15 protein-coding genes are annotated in these 17,996 nt (G+C 52.3%); 7 read left to right on the top strand and 8 right to left on the bottom strand.

Going from position 1 to position 17,996, the window contains the following annotated elements; all coding sequences use genetic code 11:
• Nucleotides 1-29 precede the first annotated feature (29 nt).
• Genes IPM52_09125 through IPM52_09115 form a run of 3 tightly spaced genes read right to left on the bottom strand, consistent with a single transcriptional unit; the run spans nucleotide 30 to nucleotide 5,496 of the window.
• The gene (locus IPM52_09125) at nucleotides 30-1,334 is read right to left on the bottom strand and encodes a TolC family protein (GenBank protein MBK9291772.1); all 1,305 of its coding nucleotides are present in this window, start codon (nucleotides 1,332-1,334) and stop codon (nucleotides 30-32) included.
• On the bottom strand, nucleotides 1,331-4,429 hold the full coding sequence (locus IPM52_09120) for an efflux RND transporter permease subunit (GenBank protein MBK9291771.1): 3,099 nt from the start codon (nucleotides 4,427-4,429) through the stop codon (nucleotides 1,331-1,333). Before IPM52_09120 ends, IPM52_09125 begins: the two co-directional genes overlap by 4 nt.
• A complete protein-coding gene (locus IPM52_09115; GenBank protein ID MBK9291770.1) occupies nucleotides 4,426-5,496 on the bottom strand; it encodes an efflux RND transporter periplasmic adaptor subunit in 1,071 nt (356 codons plus the stop codon). The genes IPM52_09120 and IPM52_09115 overlap by 4 nt, the downstream gene beginning before the upstream one ends.
• A 161-nt stretch (nucleotides 5,497-5,657) precedes the next feature.
• Between IPM52_09115 and IPM52_09110 the strand changes: the two genes are divergently transcribed.
• Together IPM52_09110 and IPM52_09105 are read left to right on the top strand one after the other, a co-directional pair.
• Nucleotides 5,658-6,248 carry a 3'-5' exonuclease gene (locus IPM52_09110; protein ID MBK9291769.1) on the top strand — a complete coding sequence of 197 codons (591 nt, stop codon included), beginning with the start codon at nucleotides 5,658-5,660 and terminating at the stop codon, nucleotides 6,246-6,248.
• A gap of 80 nt (nucleotides 6,249-6,328) precedes the next feature.
• Nucleotides 6,329-6,730, top strand: coding sequence for a hypothetical protein (locus IPM52_09105; protein MBK9291768.1), 402 nt, complete (start codon nucleotides 6,329-6,331; stop codon nucleotides 6,728-6,730).
• Here the strand turns inward: IPM52_09105 and lipB are convergent.
• Together lipB and lipA are read right to left on the bottom strand one after the other, a co-directional pair.
• The gene (gene lipB, locus IPM52_09100) at nucleotides 6,714-7,433 is read right to left on the bottom strand and encodes a lipoyl(octanoyl) transferase LipB (protein MBK9291767.1); all 720 of its coding nucleotides are present in this window, start codon (nucleotides 7,431-7,433) and stop codon (nucleotides 6,714-6,716) included. The genes IPM52_09105 and lipB overlap by 17 nt on opposite strands.
• Complete coding sequence (lipA, locus tag IPM52_09095; GenBank protein ID MBK9291766.1) at nucleotides 7,433-8,296, bottom strand: lipoyl synthase; 864 nt, start codon at nucleotides 8,294-8,296, stop codon at nucleotides 7,433-7,435. Before lipA ends, lipB begins: the two co-directional genes overlap by 1 nt.
• Before the next feature lie 322 nt (nucleotides 8,297-8,618).
• Here lipA and ssb point away from each other — a divergent pair, with 322 nt between their 5' ends.
• Nucleotides 8,619-8,975 (top strand): single-stranded DNA-binding protein, encoded by a 357-nt coding sequence (gene ssb, locus IPM52_09090; GenBank protein MBK9291765.1) that lies wholly within the window; start codon nucleotides 8,619-8,621, stop codon nucleotides 8,973-8,975.
• A gap of 47 nt (nucleotides 8,976-9,022) precedes the next feature.
• The gene (locus IPM52_09085) at nucleotides 9,023-9,349 is read left to right on the top strand and encodes a single-stranded DNA-binding protein (protein MBK9291764.1); all 327 of its coding nucleotides are present in this window, start codon (nucleotides 9,023-9,025) and stop codon (nucleotides 9,347-9,349) included.
• 73 nt (nucleotides 9,350-9,422) lie between these two features.
• Here IPM52_09085 and IPM52_09080 read toward each other — a convergent pair whose 3' ends face one another.
• Both IPM52_09080 and IPM52_09075 read right to left on the bottom strand, forming a co-directional pair.
• Nucleotides 9,423-9,962: a hypothetical protein gene (locus IPM52_09080; GenBank protein MBK9291763.1), complete on the bottom strand. Its 540-nt coding sequence runs from the start codon at nucleotides 9,960-9,962 to the stop codon at nucleotides 9,423-9,425.
• A 368-nt stretch (nucleotides 9,963-10,330) separates the two neighbouring features.
• Complete coding sequence (locus IPM52_09075) at nucleotides 10,331-12,916, bottom strand: lamin tail domain-containing protein (GenBank protein ID MBK9291762.1); 2,586 nt, start codon at nucleotides 12,914-12,916, stop codon at nucleotides 10,331-10,333.
• A gap of 60 nt (nucleotides 12,917-12,976) precedes the next feature.
• Here IPM52_09075 and IPM52_09070 point away from each other — a divergent pair, with 60 nt between their 5' ends.
• Nucleotides 12,977-13,975 (top strand): aspartate-semialdehyde dehydrogenase, encoded by a 999-nt coding sequence (locus tag IPM52_09070; GenBank protein MBK9291761.1) that lies wholly within the window; start codon nucleotides 12,977-12,979, stop codon nucleotides 13,973-13,975.
• 37 nt (nucleotides 13,976-14,012) lie between these two features.
• Nucleotides 14,013-14,939 (top strand): bifunctional riboflavin kinase/FAD synthetase, encoded by a 927-nt coding sequence (locus IPM52_09065; protein MBK9291760.1) that lies wholly within the window; start codon nucleotides 14,013-14,015, stop codon nucleotides 14,937-14,939.
• Here IPM52_09065 and IPM52_09060 read toward each other — a convergent pair.
• Nucleotides 14,936-15,892 carry a CPBP family intramembrane metalloprotease gene (locus tag IPM52_09060; GenBank protein MBK9291759.1) on the bottom strand — a complete coding sequence of 319 codons (957 nt, stop codon included), beginning with the start codon at nucleotides 15,890-15,892 and terminating at the stop codon, nucleotides 14,936-14,938. The two genes, IPM52_09065 and IPM52_09060, sit on opposite strands and share 4 nt — an antisense overlap.
• 228 nt (nucleotides 15,893-16,120) lie before the next feature.
• Between IPM52_09060 and IPM52_09055 the strand changes: the two genes are divergently transcribed.
• A complete protein-coding gene (locus IPM52_09055) occupies nucleotides 16,121-17,896 on the top strand; it encodes a C69 family dipeptidase (GenBank protein ID MBK9291758.1) in 1,776 nt (591 codons plus the stop codon).
• Nucleotides 17,897-17,996 lie beyond the last annotated feature (100 nt).

Here is a 17,996-nt window from a genome sequence, read left to right as displayed (position 1 = left end):
TGCCTGGCAACAACCGTCATTCCGGTTAGTTATTCGGCATTCAGCAATCCGGTCATTTGCCTGATTGCCGTTTCGAGCAGGAGCGCTTCCTGTTGTGTCTGGAGCAACCTCACGGCTGCATTCAGCTGATTGCGCTGGGCTTCGCGGTATTCGATGCCCGAAAGGTCGCCAATGCGGTAACGTTGCTCGGCCAGACGGAGTGTTTCGTTGGCCGCAAGGGAGTTTTGTTGCTCGAGCACCAACTGGCTTTGCTTGCTTTGGTATTGCTGAATCATCGACAAGAGGTTGGTATTCAGTTCGTTCTCGAGCGAAGCTTTGCGCAGCTCACTGTTTTTGGCCAGGATGTGATAGTTGCTGATGTCGCGACGGAGGTTCATGCCATTGAAAACATTCCAACTGGCCGACAACCCATAGGTGAATCCTGACGTATTGTTGCGGAGCAGGAAGCCGGCTTCGCTTTGCTGGTTGAGGTAGTTATAGCCTGCGGTGGCCGAAATTTCCGGATAAAATCTTGCGCGCAACTCCCTGATGCTCAGCATGGCCATTTGTTCATCCTGTGAGGCAAGCTGCAAAAGGGTGTTATAACGGCTCAGGCGCTGCACCAGGATATCGTTGGCAGGCAAGGCACCGTGCGGGATGCTGTCGATCACCGAAAAACCGGTTTGCGGATTGCGCCCAAGGGTGTGATTCAACATCATACGCGCTTTCACCAGCTGGTTGTTGAGGTCGTACAATGCACTGCTGTCGGCATTGCGGTCCACCTGAGCCTGCAGCAACTCAAGCCTCGACCCGCTGCCACTTTCGAGACGCGTGGTGGCAAGCCGCACGCGCTCGTTGCTCAGGCGAAGGCTTTGCTCCTGCACCTTGCGTTTTTTTTCCAGCAAAACAAGGCTGTAATATTGATTGTAGATTGATTGAATGGTTTGCTCAACGGCCAGAAGCTCCTGCAATTCGGCTTTGTCTTCGAGCAGGCGGAGCTGGTCGAGTCGCCTGAACATGCGGAATCCGTCGAAGATGGTCCAGTTGAGCTGGGCGCCGTAGTTGAATACCTGCGACCTGGCGTTGTTGCGTTCGTTAACCTGGCCGGTCAGAAATTCCTGGCGGCTGTCGTTGACACTGAAGTTTTGGTTGCTGGTCAGGCTGATACGTGGCAACATGCCGGCATTGCCTGCCGTGGCGTTGTTTTCGGCCATCACGCGCTCGTTGCGTACCAGCTGAATACCAAAGTTGTGCTCCAGCCCGATGCGCAGGGCGTCCTCAGGCCGCAACAACTCTTGTGCACCACAGTTGAACCAAACGAACGCAAACAGTGCGACAATCAGAATTCTTTTCATGGCGCCTCCTCTGCTTCGGTTTGGGTTTGCATAAGTTCGGCCACATTCGATACGGCCTTGGTTTTTTCGGAGATGTAGAGGTACATGGAAGGTATCACGAAAAGTGTGAACACGGTGGCCAGCGTCAGCCCGCCGATGATGGCTATCCCCATTGAGACCCTGCTGCCCGAGCCGGCGCCTATGGCCAGCGCAATGGGCAGGGCGCCAAGGATGGTCGAAAGGCTGGTCATCAGGATGGGGCGGAACCGGGCCACGGCGGCGTCGTGTATGGCTTCGTGGCGGCTCAGGCCCGCAGCCTTGCGCTGGTTGGCAAATTCCACAATGAGGATACCGTTTTTGGTGACCAGTCCGATGAGCATGATGATGCCTATCTGGCTGAATATGTTCAGGGTGTTGCCGAAAACCCAGAGGCTCAATACAGCGCCGGCCAGGGCCAGTGGCACAGTGAACATGATGATGAGCGGATCGCGAAAGCTCTCGAATTGGGCTGCCAGCACCAGATAAATCAGCACAAGCGCCAGCATGAAAGCAAACACCAGGCTCGACGAGCTCTCCGCAAAATCTTTGCTCACCCCGGCCAGTGCTGTGCTGTAAGTGTCGTCGAGCAACATGCCCGCAATCCGGTCCATCTCGGCTATGCCCTCACCCAGGGTGCGTCCCTGAGCCGGACTGGCCGAAACGGTGGCCGAAACATAGCGGTTGTATCGGTACAGGGCAGGGGGATTGATCTGCTCGGCAATCTCCACCAGGTTCGAGAGTTGAACAAGCTCGCCAGCGTTGTTCTTCACATAGAGCTGATCCAGATCGGAGGGCTGCATGCGGTACTGCCGGTCGAGTTGGCCAACCACCTGATACTGCTTGCCGTTCATGATGAAAAATCCGTATCGCTGACCACTGAGCGCGGTCGAGAGGGTCTGGGCCACATCCTGAGCCGACACACCCATGCTGCGGGCTTTTTCGCGATTTATACTGATCTGTATTTCAGGCTTGTTGAACTTCAGGTTAAGGTCCGAGAACTGAAATACCGGACTGCGGGATACTTCCTGCATAAAGGCAGGCAGCACCTCGCGGAGTTTCTCGATGTTTCGTGCCTGAATCACGTATTGCACGGGCAATCCGCCACGCTGGGTGGAGATGCTCTGCTCCTGAGTGATGAAAGTGCGCACCTGAGTAAGTTGCGACAGTTGCCTGCCCAGATGGGAGGCAATTTCCTGCTGCGATCGCTGGCGCTGATCCGGATCGACCAGCCGGATGCGCGCAAAAGCCGAATTGACGGAGCTTGCCGCCCCAAAACCAGGCGAGGTTATGGTAACCAGCGAATAGAGCTCCGGCACCTCGCGCTGAACCACCTCAATCAAATCCTGTACAAAAGCTTCCATGAACTCAAAAGTGGCACCCTCAGGCGCGGTGGCAAATGCCATCATACCCGAACGGTCTTCCATAGGCGCCAGCTCTGAGGGCAATTGCCGTCCGGCGAAATAAATCAGCAAGCCCGAAACCAGCAAGATGACAAATGCCAGCCACGGACGCCGCAGGAACGAAGCTAAACTATTGGAATAAAGCGTATTGATTTTATTGAAGAATGGTTCTGTGCGGGTGTATAACCAGTTGTGCTTTTCCTCTCGCCTGAGCAGACGCGAAGAGAGCATGGGCGTCAGGGTGAGGGCTACAAATGAACTGATAATGACCGATCCGGCCAGTACCACCCCAAATTCGCGAAACAGCCTTCCGGTGAGGCCTTCGAGAAAAATGACGGGCAAAAAAACTGTGGCCAGCGCCACGGTGGTGGCGATGACGGCGAAAAAAATCTCGGCTGCACCCTGGGTGGCAGCCTCCACAGGGGGCATGCCTTTTTCAATCTTGGCATAGATGTTTTCGATTACCACAATGGCGTCGTCCACCACCAGACCAATGGCAAGCACCAGGCCGAGCATTGTAAGCACATTGATGGAAAAACCGGCAACATACATCACAAAGAATGCCCCGATGAGCGAAATAGGAATGACAACCACAGGAATGAGCGAGGTGCGCCAGTCGCGGAGAAAGAAAAAGATAACCAGCACTACCAGCGCAAATGCCAGGTAGATGGTTTGTTCCACCTCGTTGATGGCATCGCGGATGTAGGTGGTGGTGTCGAATCCAATGCCAAGCTCAATGTCCTCGGGCAGGTCTTTTTTAATGGTTTCGAGGCGCTTGTAGAACTCGTCGGCTATGCTGATGTGATTCGATCCGGGCTGGGGGATGATCACATTGCCCACCATGGGCACGCCGTCGCGCCGCAGGATGGTGCGTTCGTTGAGTGGTCCGAGTTCGGCACGGCCCACATCGCGCAACCTCACAATTCCGGCTTCCGATTCGCGGATGATCAGGTTGTTGAATTGTTCAGGGGTTTCCAGGCGGCTAAGCGTACGCACAGTGAGCTCAACTTCAGTGCCTTCGATGCGACCGCTGGGCAGTTCCAGGTTTTCGCGTGCCAGGGCATTGCGCACATCGATGGGGCTGAGGCCATAGGCTGCCAGCCGTGACGGATCGAGCCAGAGCCTCATGCTGTATTGCTTCGCTCCCCAGATGTTGATGGCGCTCACCCCGGGTATGGTTTGCAAGGCTTCTTTGAACGTACGCTCGGCAATTTCGGTGAGCTCGAGCAACGAGCGTTGCTCGCTTTTGATGTTCAAAAACACAATGGGAGTGGCGTCGGCATCGGCTTTGGCTACAATTGGCGGGTCAGCATCGGGGGGAAGTTGTCCCAATGCCCGCGAAACCCGGTCGCGCACATCGTTGGCAGCAGTCTCAAGGTCCACCGAAAGGTCGAACTCCACCGTAATGGTGCTGCGTCCATCGCGGCTCACCGAGCTGATTGTCCGTATGCCATCAATGCCGTTGATCGACTCTTCCAATGGTTCGGTGATCTGCGATTCAATCACATCGGCATTGGCGCCCACATAATTGGTGGAAACAGTGATCACAGGCGGATCCACAGAGGGATATTCCCTGACGCCCAGGTTTAGCATACCGATGACGCCAAAGATGATAATCAGGATCGACATCACCGAGGCCAGCACTGGCCGGCGGATACTCACTGACGAAAGGCTCATGGCTGCTCCACCGATTTGAGTTGAACATCCATACCTGGCCTGAGTTGAAGCAGGCCTGAGGTGATGACCGTGTCGTTTTCGTTCAGGCCGCTGAGCACCTGCACCTTGGAGGCTGTGCGCAGGCCGGGTACGATAACTTCCGGGTATGCCTTGCCATTGCGATACACAAACACCTTGCTTGTGCCCATTTCGGGGATGATGGCCCTTGCCGGAATCTGAAGGGCTTCCACCAGACCATTGGCCGAAAGCTCAACCCGGGCAAACATTCCTGGAAGCACTTCGCCATTGGGATTCGCAAACCTTGCCCTGGCCATGAGCGAACGGTTTCGCTGATCCACCATGGATTCGGTGGCATATACACTGGCACTGAAAACTTTTTCATTGCCCTCAACCGTGAATTGCACCGGTGTGCCGGTGCGCACGTACTGGGCATAGCGTTCAGGCACGCTAAAGTCGATTTTGACCGGCCTGGTACGCACAATTTTGACCAGCCTGGTGCCGGGCGAAACATAGGCGCCTTCGCTCAGCAACCGCAAGCCGGCAAGGCCGTCGAAGGGTGCCTTGATCAGGGTTTTGTCCAGTTGGGCCTGCAAGAGGGAGGCCTCAGCTTTCAGGCTGTTGAGCTCGGTCAGGGTCTGTTCGTAGGCTTGCTGGCTGATGCCCTCGCTTTCGAGCAACACCTTTTGCCGGCGTTCGCGTTCTTCGGCCAGCCTGAGCTGGTGCATGTTGCGTTCCTGTTGTGCGAGCAGATCGGCATTGTTCAGGCTCACCAGCAACTGCCCTTTTTTAACAGGTTGTCCTTCAGTGAAATGAATACCAACAATGCGCCCCGGCACCTCCGATGCCAATTCAACCATCTCGTCGGGCATCACCGTACCGGTGGCAACAACTACATCGTTCACTGGCATTACCCTGGCAATGTACGCAGTTACGGGTAGCGCTGTACCGCGTTGCTGCTGAGCTATATCTGCCTTTCCGGCTTGCTTTTTGCGGGGCAGCACAAACCAGACCAGCAGCCCGGCCATGACGAGCAGGGCCAATACCCTTATGAGCGTTTTTTGATTCATCTCTTATCTATGTTGCAGGTATTCAACAATCAATAAAAACAAAATGTTCCTTGCCAAAAGTAAACCAACAGTTTTGGGAAGCAAACCTTGGGCAGCGAAGTTACCACTCTGGCAAGTTAATGGAATAGTGGAATAATTTTGCAAGACAAAACAAATAACTTATGTACTACCTTGTCATCGATCTGGAAATGTCGGGTCACAAAGCCGGATACCACGATATCATTCAAATTGGAGCGGTGCTGGCCGGCGAAAACTGGCAGCCCTTAGGCGAATTCGAAACCCTGGTTTATCCTGATAATGAAGAAACATTCAACAGCTATGCCGAAGCAGTGCACGGCATTGCACTCGACGACCTCCAGGATGCCCCCTCGAGCTACGAAGCGCTGGAAGCCATGGAACTGTGGCTGCGAAAAACACTCAGGCGCCGGCAGGGCGAATCGCTCACCGATGTGGTGCTTTGCGGACAAAGTGTGATGAACGATGTGAACTTTCTGGAATACAAATACGACGAACTCAATCTGGAGTGGCCTTTTGCCCGGCGTATCCTCGACCTGGTCAGCCTGACCATTTTGTTCTATCACATTTACGACCGCAACGGCCGCAGTCGCCCAAAATCTTATAGCCTCGATGCCGTGGCCGGTATGTTCGGGCTGCAGCGCTCCGAGAGCACACACAATGCCCTCGAGGATGCCAGAATTACCTACCAGTGTTTCAAAAAGTACTTCGAGCTGGCAGGTGGATTCAGGTTTTGATATTTTCCCCCACAGCAACTTCCCGTGTTTTCGCGTGTCATTAATAGCGTTCTGAAATCAGTCACCAGAACAATTACATCATGGCCAATAAATTATTCAAAACCCTGATTATCGCCATACTTGTAATTAATTCCACCGGTGCATTTTATGGTGGCCTCAGCCTGATTGCCGACCCAACAGGCCAGAGGTTGCAAATGCCGCTCAGTTACCTCGAAAAAAGTCCGTTCACCGACTATTTCTGGCCTGGTGTGGTATTGTTTGCTGTCAACGGATTGTTCGGCTTGCTGACCCTTGCTGCTGTTTTGTTCCGACACCCGATAGCCCGCGGACTTGTTGCTGCACAGGGAATTCTTCCTGGGGGCTGGATTACCATGCAGATGATGCTGTTGCAGATATTTTATCCGCCCTTGCACCTGCCGTTTTTACTCATGGGAGCCACTTTGCTGGGGCTTGCCTTGTTCAAACCTAAAGCAACTGCCTGATCGTTGGGTGCGTTGCCGGCTGAACGGTTGCCTGAAAAATTTGAAAAAACGAGCTTAGCACCTTTTGTTTAACTTCCTCAAAATCAGGTGAAAATCCAAGCTCTTTCTGCATTGAGGTCACACCTTTGTCGGTAAAACCACAAGGGTTGATATAATCGAAAAATCGCAGGTCGGTGTTCACGTTAAATGCAAAGCCATGCATGGTGATATTTTTGCTGGCCCTCACCCCGATGGCGCAAATTTTTCGAGCTTTACCGGGAGTGTGCGGATCAAGCCACACCCCTGAGGCGCCTTCCAGCCTGGAAGCCTCGATCCCATAGACTTCTAGTGTGCGGATGATGGTTTCTTCGAGCCGGTGCACATACTCGCGCACCCCAATGCCAAATACACTGAGGTTTAGAATCGGATAGCCGACCAGTTGTCCCGGACCGTGGTAGGTGATGTCGCCCCCGCGGTTGGTGCGGTAAAATGCGGCACCCTTCGATCGCAGAAAGTCTTCGTTCACAAGCAGGTTGGCTGCATTGCCGCTTTTGCCCAGGGTGTACACATGGGGGTGTTCCACAAAAAGCAAGGTTCCGGCCGACCGGCTGTCCTGATCTGCGTTTTCGAACAAGTTCGAGAATATTTTTTCCTGATAATCCCAAACCTGCTTGTAGTCGGCGGTTCCCAGATCTTCGAATGCGATTGGTGACATGTTTGTCATTAAAGGATATGCTTTTCGGCATGATAGGAGCTGCGCACCATCGGTCCGCTTTCCACATGGCGGAAACCGCGTGCCAGGCCTTCACGCTTATATTCGGCAAATACCTCAGGTTTTACAAACTCTTTCACAGGCAGGTGGTTGCGTGTGGGCTGGAGATATTGTCCGATGGTCATCACATGTACACCAACACCTCGCAGGTCGTCCATGGTTTCGAGCACTTCCTCGCGCGTTTCGCCCAGTCCGAGCATGATGCCCGATTTGGCCCGGATACCGGCTTTCACCACCAGCTCGAGCACCTTGAGGCTGGTGTTGTATTTGGCCCGGCTTCGCACCCAGGGGGTGATGCGACGCACGGTCTCCAGATTGTGCGAAATCACTTCCGGCCCGGCATCGAACACCAGTTGCAGGAGGTCTTCGCGTCCGTCGAAATCCGGAATGAGGGTTTCCATGGTGGTGCCGGGGTTTTCGCGCTTGATGGCCCGGATGGTCATGGCCCAGATTTCGGCTCCGCGGTCTTTCAGGTCGTCGCGGTCCACCGAGGTGATCACCACATGCTTCAGATTCATCAGTTTCACCGAACGGGCCACACGCTCCGGCTCCTCCCAGTCGGCCGGTAAAGGCCTGCCGGTTTTTACGTTGCAGAAGCCGCACGAACGGGTGCAGATGTTCCCGAGGATCATCAAAGTGGCTGTGCCACGCCCCCAGCATTCATGCATGTTGGGGCAATGGCCGCTGGTACATATGGTGTGCAGCTTGTGGTTTTCTACTATTTCGCGCACCTGAATATATTCTTTTCCTGCAGGCACTTTGGTCTTGAGCCATTCAGGCTTGCGCAGCAGCGTAGTCTGTCGGATGTCGTCCATAGTAATCGTAGTTTATGAAGTTCGAACTGCAAAGGTAAATAATACCTCACTACACATCATTGGCAGCGCTGTCGCAGAAAAACACAGGCTTGCTCATTGAGGCTGACTCTGGAAGCAGGATTGCGTTTGACAACGCATTACACAGATACGACGATATGATAATCAAATAATTGTAATTCAATAATATATCCGTTTTTAAACGTTTATAAACGCTTACATACGTATCTATCCGGATAACATACGACTCAGGCTGATGGGTGGATATACCTTTGCTGCATCAATCGTTCATCAACAAAATGTCAAACCCTAAAACTTGAAAACCATGACAACGATGAGAAATTTTGTTCAGCTGATCGGACACGCAGGAAACGATCCGGAAGTGCGCACCTTTGGCAACAGCGGCAAGGTAGTCCGCCTGAACGTGGCCACCAATGAGTTTTACACCAACGAAAAAGGGGAGCGCGTGGAAGATACCACATGGCACCGCATTGTAGCCTGGGGCAAGATGGCCGAGCGCATTGAAAAACAGGTGAAAAAAGGTACACACGTGGCGCTCACAGGTAAGCTTACCAACAACCAATGGCAGGACAAAGATGGGCAAAAGCACTACACCACCGAGGTCACTGTGAACGATTTCATGCTCATTGGCAATGGCGAGAAAAAAGACCGGAATGTGTAAAACAGAATGCAAATTAACTGATGTCAAACCCACAAAACTTGAAAACCATGGCAACTTTAACCAATTCAGTTCAACTGATCGGCCGCACCGGCAACGAACCCGTCCTGAAAACTTTGGGCAACAACCGCAGCATGTTGCGCTTTAGCCTGGCCACCAGCGAGTACTATTACAACGAGCGCGGCGAACGCGTCGAAACCACCCACTGGCATCGGATTGTAGCCTGGGGCAAACTGGCCGAACGCATGGGTAAGCAACTGAAAAAAGGACAGCTGGTAGCCATCTCGGGCAAACTGGTGAACAACCGCTGGAAAGACAACGAAGGCAAGATGCGCAGCCTCACCGAAATTGTCGCAAACGAGTACATGCCAGCCTGATAAAGCTCATTAAACAAAGAGAGGCTGCCTCAAAAGTGAGGCAGCCTCTCTTTGCTTTTTATCAAGGGGTATTTTAGTTCAGGGGATTGGCTTTGACCTTGGTTTTGAACTTCACCTTGCATTTGAAAGTACCTTGCGGCACGCTTGCCTGACCCTGAACGTTCACATCAAAAGGATTCTTGGTATTGAAGATGTCCTTCAATTTATCGAACTGTTGGTTGTTGTTGTCGAGGGTGATCACCTTGTTCACAGTCAGGGTTTCGTTGTTCAGGCTCCACGAAGCAGACGGAAGGTTAGGTGCGCTTGCCGTGAGTGTGCCGGAAATAACGATAGGTGAAGGGTCGAGCTGGGTAATGGTAATCTCCGCCGAACTGATGCTGATGTTCTTAATCTTGTCTTTATACTTCTGAAAGTCAGCATTGGTCAGCGGGTCGATCGTGATTGTCTGGTTGAATGTCCCTACACCTGACTTAAAAGTAGGTTGGATGTCCACATTCAGCTCGGTTTCATAATCGGCGTCAAATTCAACATCGGCCAGACTCTTCAGCTTTTCGCACGAGCTGAAAAAACCTACGGACGTAAGCGCCAGAAAGATTAAAAGATACTTTTTCATGATTTGATAAGGATTTAATTGGTTGATTACTAAATTGAACTTCAGGCCACAAATGTAAGTTAAACAATGGGTGAACTACAATAAACTTTTGGATACTTTGGTGTTAAAGTTTTCATAATCAGATGCAGATTGATCGCATTTCGTGGCATGGAGCCCAAAATTTCTGCATAGCATTACCTAAATTCATGGTTCTAGTCCTCCGAAGTAAGATGGAAATATCCGGTATTATCTGATAGGAATGCAGTTTTTCAGCCAGATAGGTCTATCAGGTTTGTAATTAATTTCGGGGTGTGCTGGTGTTTTTTGAGTTTGCTGAGCGGTAAGGGTCTTTCTTCATGCCCTGAAGATTCTGCCAGAAGTAGAGGCAATTATTTAATGTGCAGCACTACAGGTCGTTTAATGAGCTTACGGCTTCCGTCCATGGCAAAGGCTTCAGTTAGCACAATATAGATACCCTGGGGCAAACGCCGGCCTTGTTCGTCCAGCCCGTTCCAGCTTACAGCGCCAGTTTGTCCGGTAAGCATACTTTTTACCAGATGCCTTACCTGCAAACCTTCGGCATTCAGGATTTTGATATTGAGCACATTACCCTCGTTTGGAAAGTTCCATCTGATGGTGGTCAGGTCAGCATACCCATCCCCATCGGGCGAAAAAATCTCGGGGTCAACAACAAGATCAAGATCCTGTGGCAAATCGGATACATACATTGAGTTGGTATAGCCGGGTGTGGCAAAACCTGCCGCTTGCGAAGCGGAGTGCCAGTTGTTTGGATCGGAGCTGGGGCGGAAGGGCGATATGCGCTCGAGCGAGACTCCTTTGACAATTTTCAGCAAGGGGTGGTGCATTTTTTCGTGATACGAAAAAACGTCGATCACTTTGCCTGTGCGTGTCGCCAGCAGCACTGTGCCCGACTCGTTGGGATAGGTTGGAAACTGAGCCATCTCGACAAACTGTCCGGTATCTTGCACCGGATACTGGCTTGTGACGGCACGGGTAGAAGTTGAAAGCAATGCCAGCTCTCCTGGCAGCAGGATGCGGGTGGTTGCGCTTATCTCGCGAAGGGTGGTATCGGGCGGGTTGGGTATGGTTTGCTGCACAGCCCCTAGCCTCAACTCCTCGAGATTGACAATTTTTTCGCTTTTGTTGAATAGCTCCACAAAGTCCACCCCATCGGCAAGCGGATTGAAGAGCACCTCGTTGATCACCACATCCCCAGCTTCGGCCGGTGAGGGTCTTGCAAAGCGTAGTCGGGTACCAGGCAACACCGGTTTACCTGCACAATTCATCACGGAGGGGAGAATCTCAAGGTTGTATAAAACATTGGTTTGCAATGGGTTGCTAAAAACAAGCTCTACAAATTGTGGATCGGCAGGATTGGTGGCGGCCTGGTTGGGTATCACATTGCCTGGTTGAAGCAGGTAGTTGGATGCTAAGCCTGTGCTGGCGTTGTCCATCACCTGGTCGAACCAGATCTGCACGATGTTGTCGCCGATCAGCCGGAAGGATTCAGGTTTTGGGCGTGCATCCAGCACATTATAGACCGAGTTTTGCCTGCCGGGCGTGCCACCGCTGGGGTCGTTGCTGGCTGTCCAGTTGCTGCGGCCACCGCAGGGATTGCCGGGGTCAATCTGTTCCAGGGTCCATCCGCCGTCTTTTTTCTTGTTGTCGCCATACCAGGCATCGGTATAGCTGACGGCCGAAATCAGGTTGCCCTGGTTGCTGATCAGGCTGAGCGAGGCTCCGGCATTGGCCAGCTGGAAGCTGCTGAAACCGAAAAACGCACCAAACTGACCCAGCTGGCTGGCCGAGTTCTGGTGCCCAAGCAGAAGAAATCCGCCCGGAGCCAGATTCACCTGACCAATCACACGTTCGGATGTGCCGATATAAAGCTTCCAGCCTTCGAGGTTGATAGGTACGGCAGTGGTGTTGTAAAGTTCGATGAACTCCACTTCGGGCAGCCCAACCACCGGACTGGGATCGGCCATGATTTCGTTGATCACAACATCGCCTGTGGCAGCTTCATAATAACTTACCGGAACAGTGAGCGTTTGCATGATATTTCCTGCCAGATCCTCGATGTTGCTGATAGTCAGTTGATACACTTTTCCGTTGTCGAGCGGCATAGCCAGTTGCAGCAAGGCCTGTGCAGGATTGTTTACATTCACTTCGGCCGGGTTTCCGATTCCCTGATCCAAAGTGTAATTTTGAGGATTGGTGAGGCTTTCGGTTTTTATTGCTTCGCTGAATTGCACCCTGATGGTAAACGGACTGACCGCTGTGGCCGAGCTCAGCTCAGGTGGGGTGGTGTCCACAAACTCACGGTCGAAGTATATATCGTCGTAATACATTCGGGTGGCATTGCTGATGGTGTACTGGCTGTAGATGGCAAAATATCCTCCGGGCTCAAAGGTATTGTCGGTTCCAGTGGCTTGCAGCTGATAAAATCCCTGGCCGGTTTGGTCGGCAAATAGTTTCCATTCGCCTGCAGTTGAGCGTGTTACCCTTACGTGAATGGCAAAAGCCGAGGCGATGAAGGCTTCAGCTCCGCGCAGGATGCGGGTGGTCTGGGTGCCTTGTTTGCGGTAAAGTTCAATGGCGTCGCTGCTTCCGGCCTCGCCAAACCTCAAAAAATATCCGTTGAGCGGCCCGGTGGGATCGGGCTGATTGCTCACCAGATATACATCGCTGAAGTTACTGCCCGAAGGTGCAAAGTTGAGCCTGATCCAGAAGCGCCACTCCACATCGCCACCGGGATGATTGTATGGGGTGCTCAGCCATGCGTTACCTGCCTCGGTGGCGTTGAGCTGAAGCTGAAAAGCGGAGTTCACTGTATAGCGTGTGCTTGTACCTGACCATGTAGGATTGTTTGTGAAGTCACCATCATCGAAATTATCGAAAAGCTGTGCACTGAGCCAGAGGGGCATGAACAGGAACAACCATAACACTCGCTTCATAATTTTCTATTTTTGCAGCGTTTCAGACTGGTAAAGGTATTCAATTTTAGCCTGATCTTCATGAAAGTAGCAGTTGTTGGGGCCACCGGCATGGTGGGGCGCGAAATGCTGAAAGTGCTCGAAGCACGGCAGTTTCCGGTAGAGATGCTCATTCCCGTTGCTTCCGAGAAATCGGTGGGAAGCCGGCTCAGTTTTGCCGGAAAGCAATATACGGTAGTGGATTACACCCGGGCGCTTGAGCAAAAGCCTGATCTTGCACTGTTTTCAGCCGGTGCGGGCACCTCGCTCCGCCTGGCACCATTGTTTGCCGAGGCCGGAATAGTGGTCATCGACAACAGCTCGGCCTGGCGCAAAGACCCTGCCATACCGCTTGTTGTCCCTGAAATAAACGGTCATGCCATCAAAGCCGGCCATAAAATCATTGCCAACCCCAATTGCTCCACCATACAGATGGTGATGGCACTTGCCCCATTGCATCGGGCATATAATATCAAACGATTGGTAATCAGCACCTATCAATCGGTTTCGGGCAGCGGACTCAAAGGTGTGGCCCAGCTCGAAGCAGAACAGCAGGGGCGCCAACCCGAAACGAAGGCCTATCCGCATCCCATCCATATGAACCTCATCCCGCACGGGGGCGACTTCGACGAAACCGGTTATACCAGCGAAGAACAAAAGCTCGTTTTCGAAACGCGTAAGATCATGGAGGCGCCCGAAATTGCCATCACAGCCACGGTGGTCAGGGTTCCGGTGAAAGGTGGCCATTCCATCGCGGTCAACATCGAATTTGAAAAACCTTTCGAGCTCGAACAAGTCAGGCAATTGCTCTCATCCTGGCCGAATCTGGTGGTGCAGGACGATCCTTCGCTCAATCTTTACCCCATGCCTTTGTTTGCCGAAGGACGCGACGAGACCTTTGTGGGACGCATCCGGCGCGATTTCAGCATACCTTCGGGCCTCAACCTGTGGGTTGTGGCCGACAACCTGCGCAAGGGCGCTGCAACCAATGCAGTGCAAATTGCTGAATACATGCGCGAACAAGGGTTGATTGCCCGGTGATTCATCCTGCAAAATGCACCACGAAAATCATTGAAAAGTGAAAGTTTATAACGACATAAATCAGTTTCAACCAGTCAGAAATGCCATCGTTACGGTAGGCACTTTCGACGGGGTTCACCTTGGCCACCAGGCCATTTTCAGGAAAATGGTGGAGGATGCCCGCAAAATTGGTGGTCAGACCGTTGTGGTTACTTTTTATCCCCATCCCCGCGTTGTGCTCAATATCGACAGCCAGCACCTGAGGTTCATCACCACCCAGGAGCAAAAGCTGAAGCTGATCGAAAAAACCGGCATCGACCATGTCATCATCATCGAATTCACCAGGGCTTTTTCACGCACAAGCTCGGAAGAGTTTATCCGCAATTACATCGTCGAAAAAATAAAACCTGCCCGCCTGGTGGTAGGCTACGATCACCATTTTGGCAAAAACCGCATGGGCGATTTCAAGCTGCTCTACGACCTGAGCCTCAAATACAACTTCAAGCTCGAGCGCATCCCAGCTCAGGATGTGGAAAACATTGCAGTGAGCTCAACCAAAATCCGCAAGGCACTCGAAGCCGGCGATGTGCACAAGGCCAACAAACTGCTGGGCTACGAATACACCATTTGCGGAACCGTTGTGCACGGCAATGCAATGGGCCGCAAGATCGGTTTTCCGACAGCCAATCTGGCCGTTGACGAACAATACAAACTCATCCATGCCACCGGGGTGTATGCCTGCCGCGTCACCTATAAAGGCACTACATATCTGGGAATGAGCAATATAGGATTTCGCCCTACAGTAGGATCACAACACCTGACCATTGAAGCACACCTCTTCAATTTTGACCAGGAAATATACGGCGACGAGCTTTGCATCAGCTTTGTGGACCGCATACGCGATGAGCAAAAGTTCGACTCGCTCGAACAGCTGAGCCACCAGCTCGAAAAAGACAAAGAAGCTGCCCTGAAGTTGCTGGCCTAAGCTCCCGTTTGTTCCACAGCCTTGCTATCCTTACCTGCTTCTGATGTGAGGCTGTGTTCCGCCAGGTTTATTGTGCTCCACATGATGCGCTGGCCCGAAAAGTAGTCGTAGGCTGCTATAACGGTCAGAATAACAACCAGCGCCATAAACCCGGAGATTCCTGTTACACCCACCGTAAGGTCACTGCCACCGTTGAGCACCACCAGCGCAGTGCCGGCTGTGCCATTGAGCGTCCCATGCATCAGGCCGGCAGCCAGCACCGATTTTGCCTTCAACGTGAGGTAAAGAAACATTGGGGCAAGCAGAATGCACCAAACCGTCATCATGAGCACGCCAAGCTGCGGATGGTCGGGATAGTTGTGGCCCATCAGGATAATTGGGGCATGCCATATTCCCCAGATAAAACCTGTGATAAGCGAAGCTGACATAAAACCTTTTCCTTCGAAAGCCCTCAGCAGGTAGCCACGCCAGCCCATTTCTTCGCCCATGCCGGCAACCAGATTGAGCGTGGCTCCGGCAAACATGCCGCCAACAAGCCCAATCCAGAACGGGTGAACGGGCAGCAACTCCATTTGTGCTTTCATCAGGGCCAGGTCGTCCGGGCTCAGCTTATCAGCAAACCGATCGAACATGCCCGACATGTCGGGCGAATATTCCACCCCGGGCAGCCACAAAGCCATGCCAACACTTGCCAATACCAGCACTGGAGGAATGATCCATGCCCATAAATACCAGATATTCAGCCGGGTATTGAGATAGACCAGATTGCGAAAGCTTACCCCTTTGGGCTTCAGGGCAATGGCAACAAGGGAGGGAAGAAACATGTAGCCAAACCCAAAAAGCAGGGCTGTGGTGCCGCTAAACTCGAGGCCGGTGAGGTAGAAAATCCCGGCAACCGCCCAGCTGACTGCAATCAGTACCAGGCTGTATAGAAAAATGGTGTTGTTTTTCATGACAGATTTTTGGTGAAAATAAACAATGTAACATGATGTAATACAAACCTTTCGTTAAATATCTCACCTGATTTGGTAAAAAAACGATGTCCCCGGGGCAACGGATATGGCTTGAACAGGCTGGATTGAATCCGCTTACCGTTCATTCCATGCCGGAGGCTGTGCTATAGGGGCAATATCGGACAAAATGCCTACATTTGTTGAAACACAAAATCAGCACATATGCCTATGAAGTTCAGAATGTATTTTGCCATTGCCCTGGCAGTTCTCTTTCTTGCTCTGCCCCTTGCCGGCCAGGCCTGCACCAATTACCTGGTAACCAAAGGCGCTTCCGTTGACGGAAGCACCATGATCACCTATGCCGCCGACTCGCACGTGCTGTATGGCGAGCTATACCATTGGCCTGCTGGCGAACATGCCCCGGGCACAATGATCGATATATATGAGTGGGATACAGGAAAATATCTTGGAAAAATAAAACAAGCACCACGCACCTACAATGTAGTAGGTAACATGAATCAGTTTCAGGTGGCCATAGGCGAAACCACCTTTGGCGGCCGTCCCGAACTGGCCGATAGCACTGGTATCATGGACTATGGCAGCCTGATTTATGTGACCCTGCAACGTGCCCGCTCAGCCCGCGAGGCAATCAAGATTATTGCCGAACTCCTCGATGAATATGGTTATTACAGCTCAGGGGAGTCGTTCAGCATTGCCGACAAAGACGAAGTGTGGATCATGGAACTCATCGGCAAAGGCACCGATATGCGCACCGACCGCAAGACGCGCCAGCAATTCAATGCCAACAAGGGAGCTGTTTGGGTAGCCCTCCGCATTCCCGATGGCTATGTAAGCGGCCATGCCAACCAGGCGCGCATTCAGACCTTCCCGCTTGCAAACGGCAAAACCTCAATCACTTCAAAACAGATGGACAAAATTTTTGATCCGGCTGTCGAGGTGGTCTATGCCCACGATGTGATCAGTTTTGCCCGCAGCAAAGGTTGGTATGTAGGCGAAGATGCACATTTCAGTTTCAGCGACACCTATGCACCCGTCGATTTTGGCGGCGCACGTTTCTGCGATATCCGGGTTTGGACCATGTTCAACAAAGTAAGCCCGGGGATGGATGCATACTGGGAATATGTAAAAGGCAACATCCGCCACGATGAGACCTTTGCCGACGGCCGTCCCAACCCCAACAAGTACGCAACCAACCGTATGCCCCTGTGGGTAAAGCCCGAGCGTAAAATCAGCCTGCACGACATGATGATGTTCATGCGCGACCACCTTCAGGGCACCGAACTGGATATGACCAAAGATTTTGGTGCAGGACCATACGGCCTGCCCTACCGCTGGCGTCCCCTCACCTGGAAGGTGGATGGCATTACTTATGTGAACGAACGCGCCACAGTGACACAGCAAACCGGATTTTCGTTTGTGAGCCAGTCGCGCTCCTGGCTGCCCGACGAAATCGGGGGCATCATCTGGTGGGGTGTTGACGATGCCAATGCCACCGTCTATATGCCGCTTTACTCGAGTATGACAAACAACCCGCATCACATCGCCGAAGGCAATGGTGGCATGATGGAATGGTCAGAAACCTCCCTTTTCTGGGTAACAAATCAAATCTCCAACCTGGCCTATACCCGCTGGATGTATATTCAACCCGATGTGGAAACAGTGCGCGACGGCCTGGAAAAAATGTTTATCGAGCGTACGCCTTCCATCGATGCTGCAGCACTCAAATTGTACGAAAAAGATAAAAATGCGGCCGTGGCTTTCCTCACCGATTACAGCACCGACCAGGTGGCCCGGACTTTCCATGCCTACAAGCATCTGTATCAGGAACTTTTCATGAAATACATGGATGGCAACATCAAAACCCGCCAGCCCGGCCAGCGCAACCCCAAGGTGAAACAGCCCGGATACAGCGAACAGTTTCTGCGTAAAGTGGTCGAAGATGCAGGAGACAAACTGCGCATGACTGCACCCGACAACCACTAAACAAAATATTGTCGTTCCTTGCACGACCGACAGGTTGCCTTCAATATGGGGCAGCCTGTCTTTTTTATGTTGTTGGCATACTTTTTGAGAATCGCAGACC

The sequence above is a fragment of the Bacteroidota bacterium genome (assembly GCA_016715945.1).
Taxonomy (GTDB): domain Bacteria; phylum Bacteroidota; class Bacteroidia; order Bacteroidales; family F082; genus JALNZU01.
This window is presented reverse-complemented; position numbering and strand designations above follow the sequence as displayed.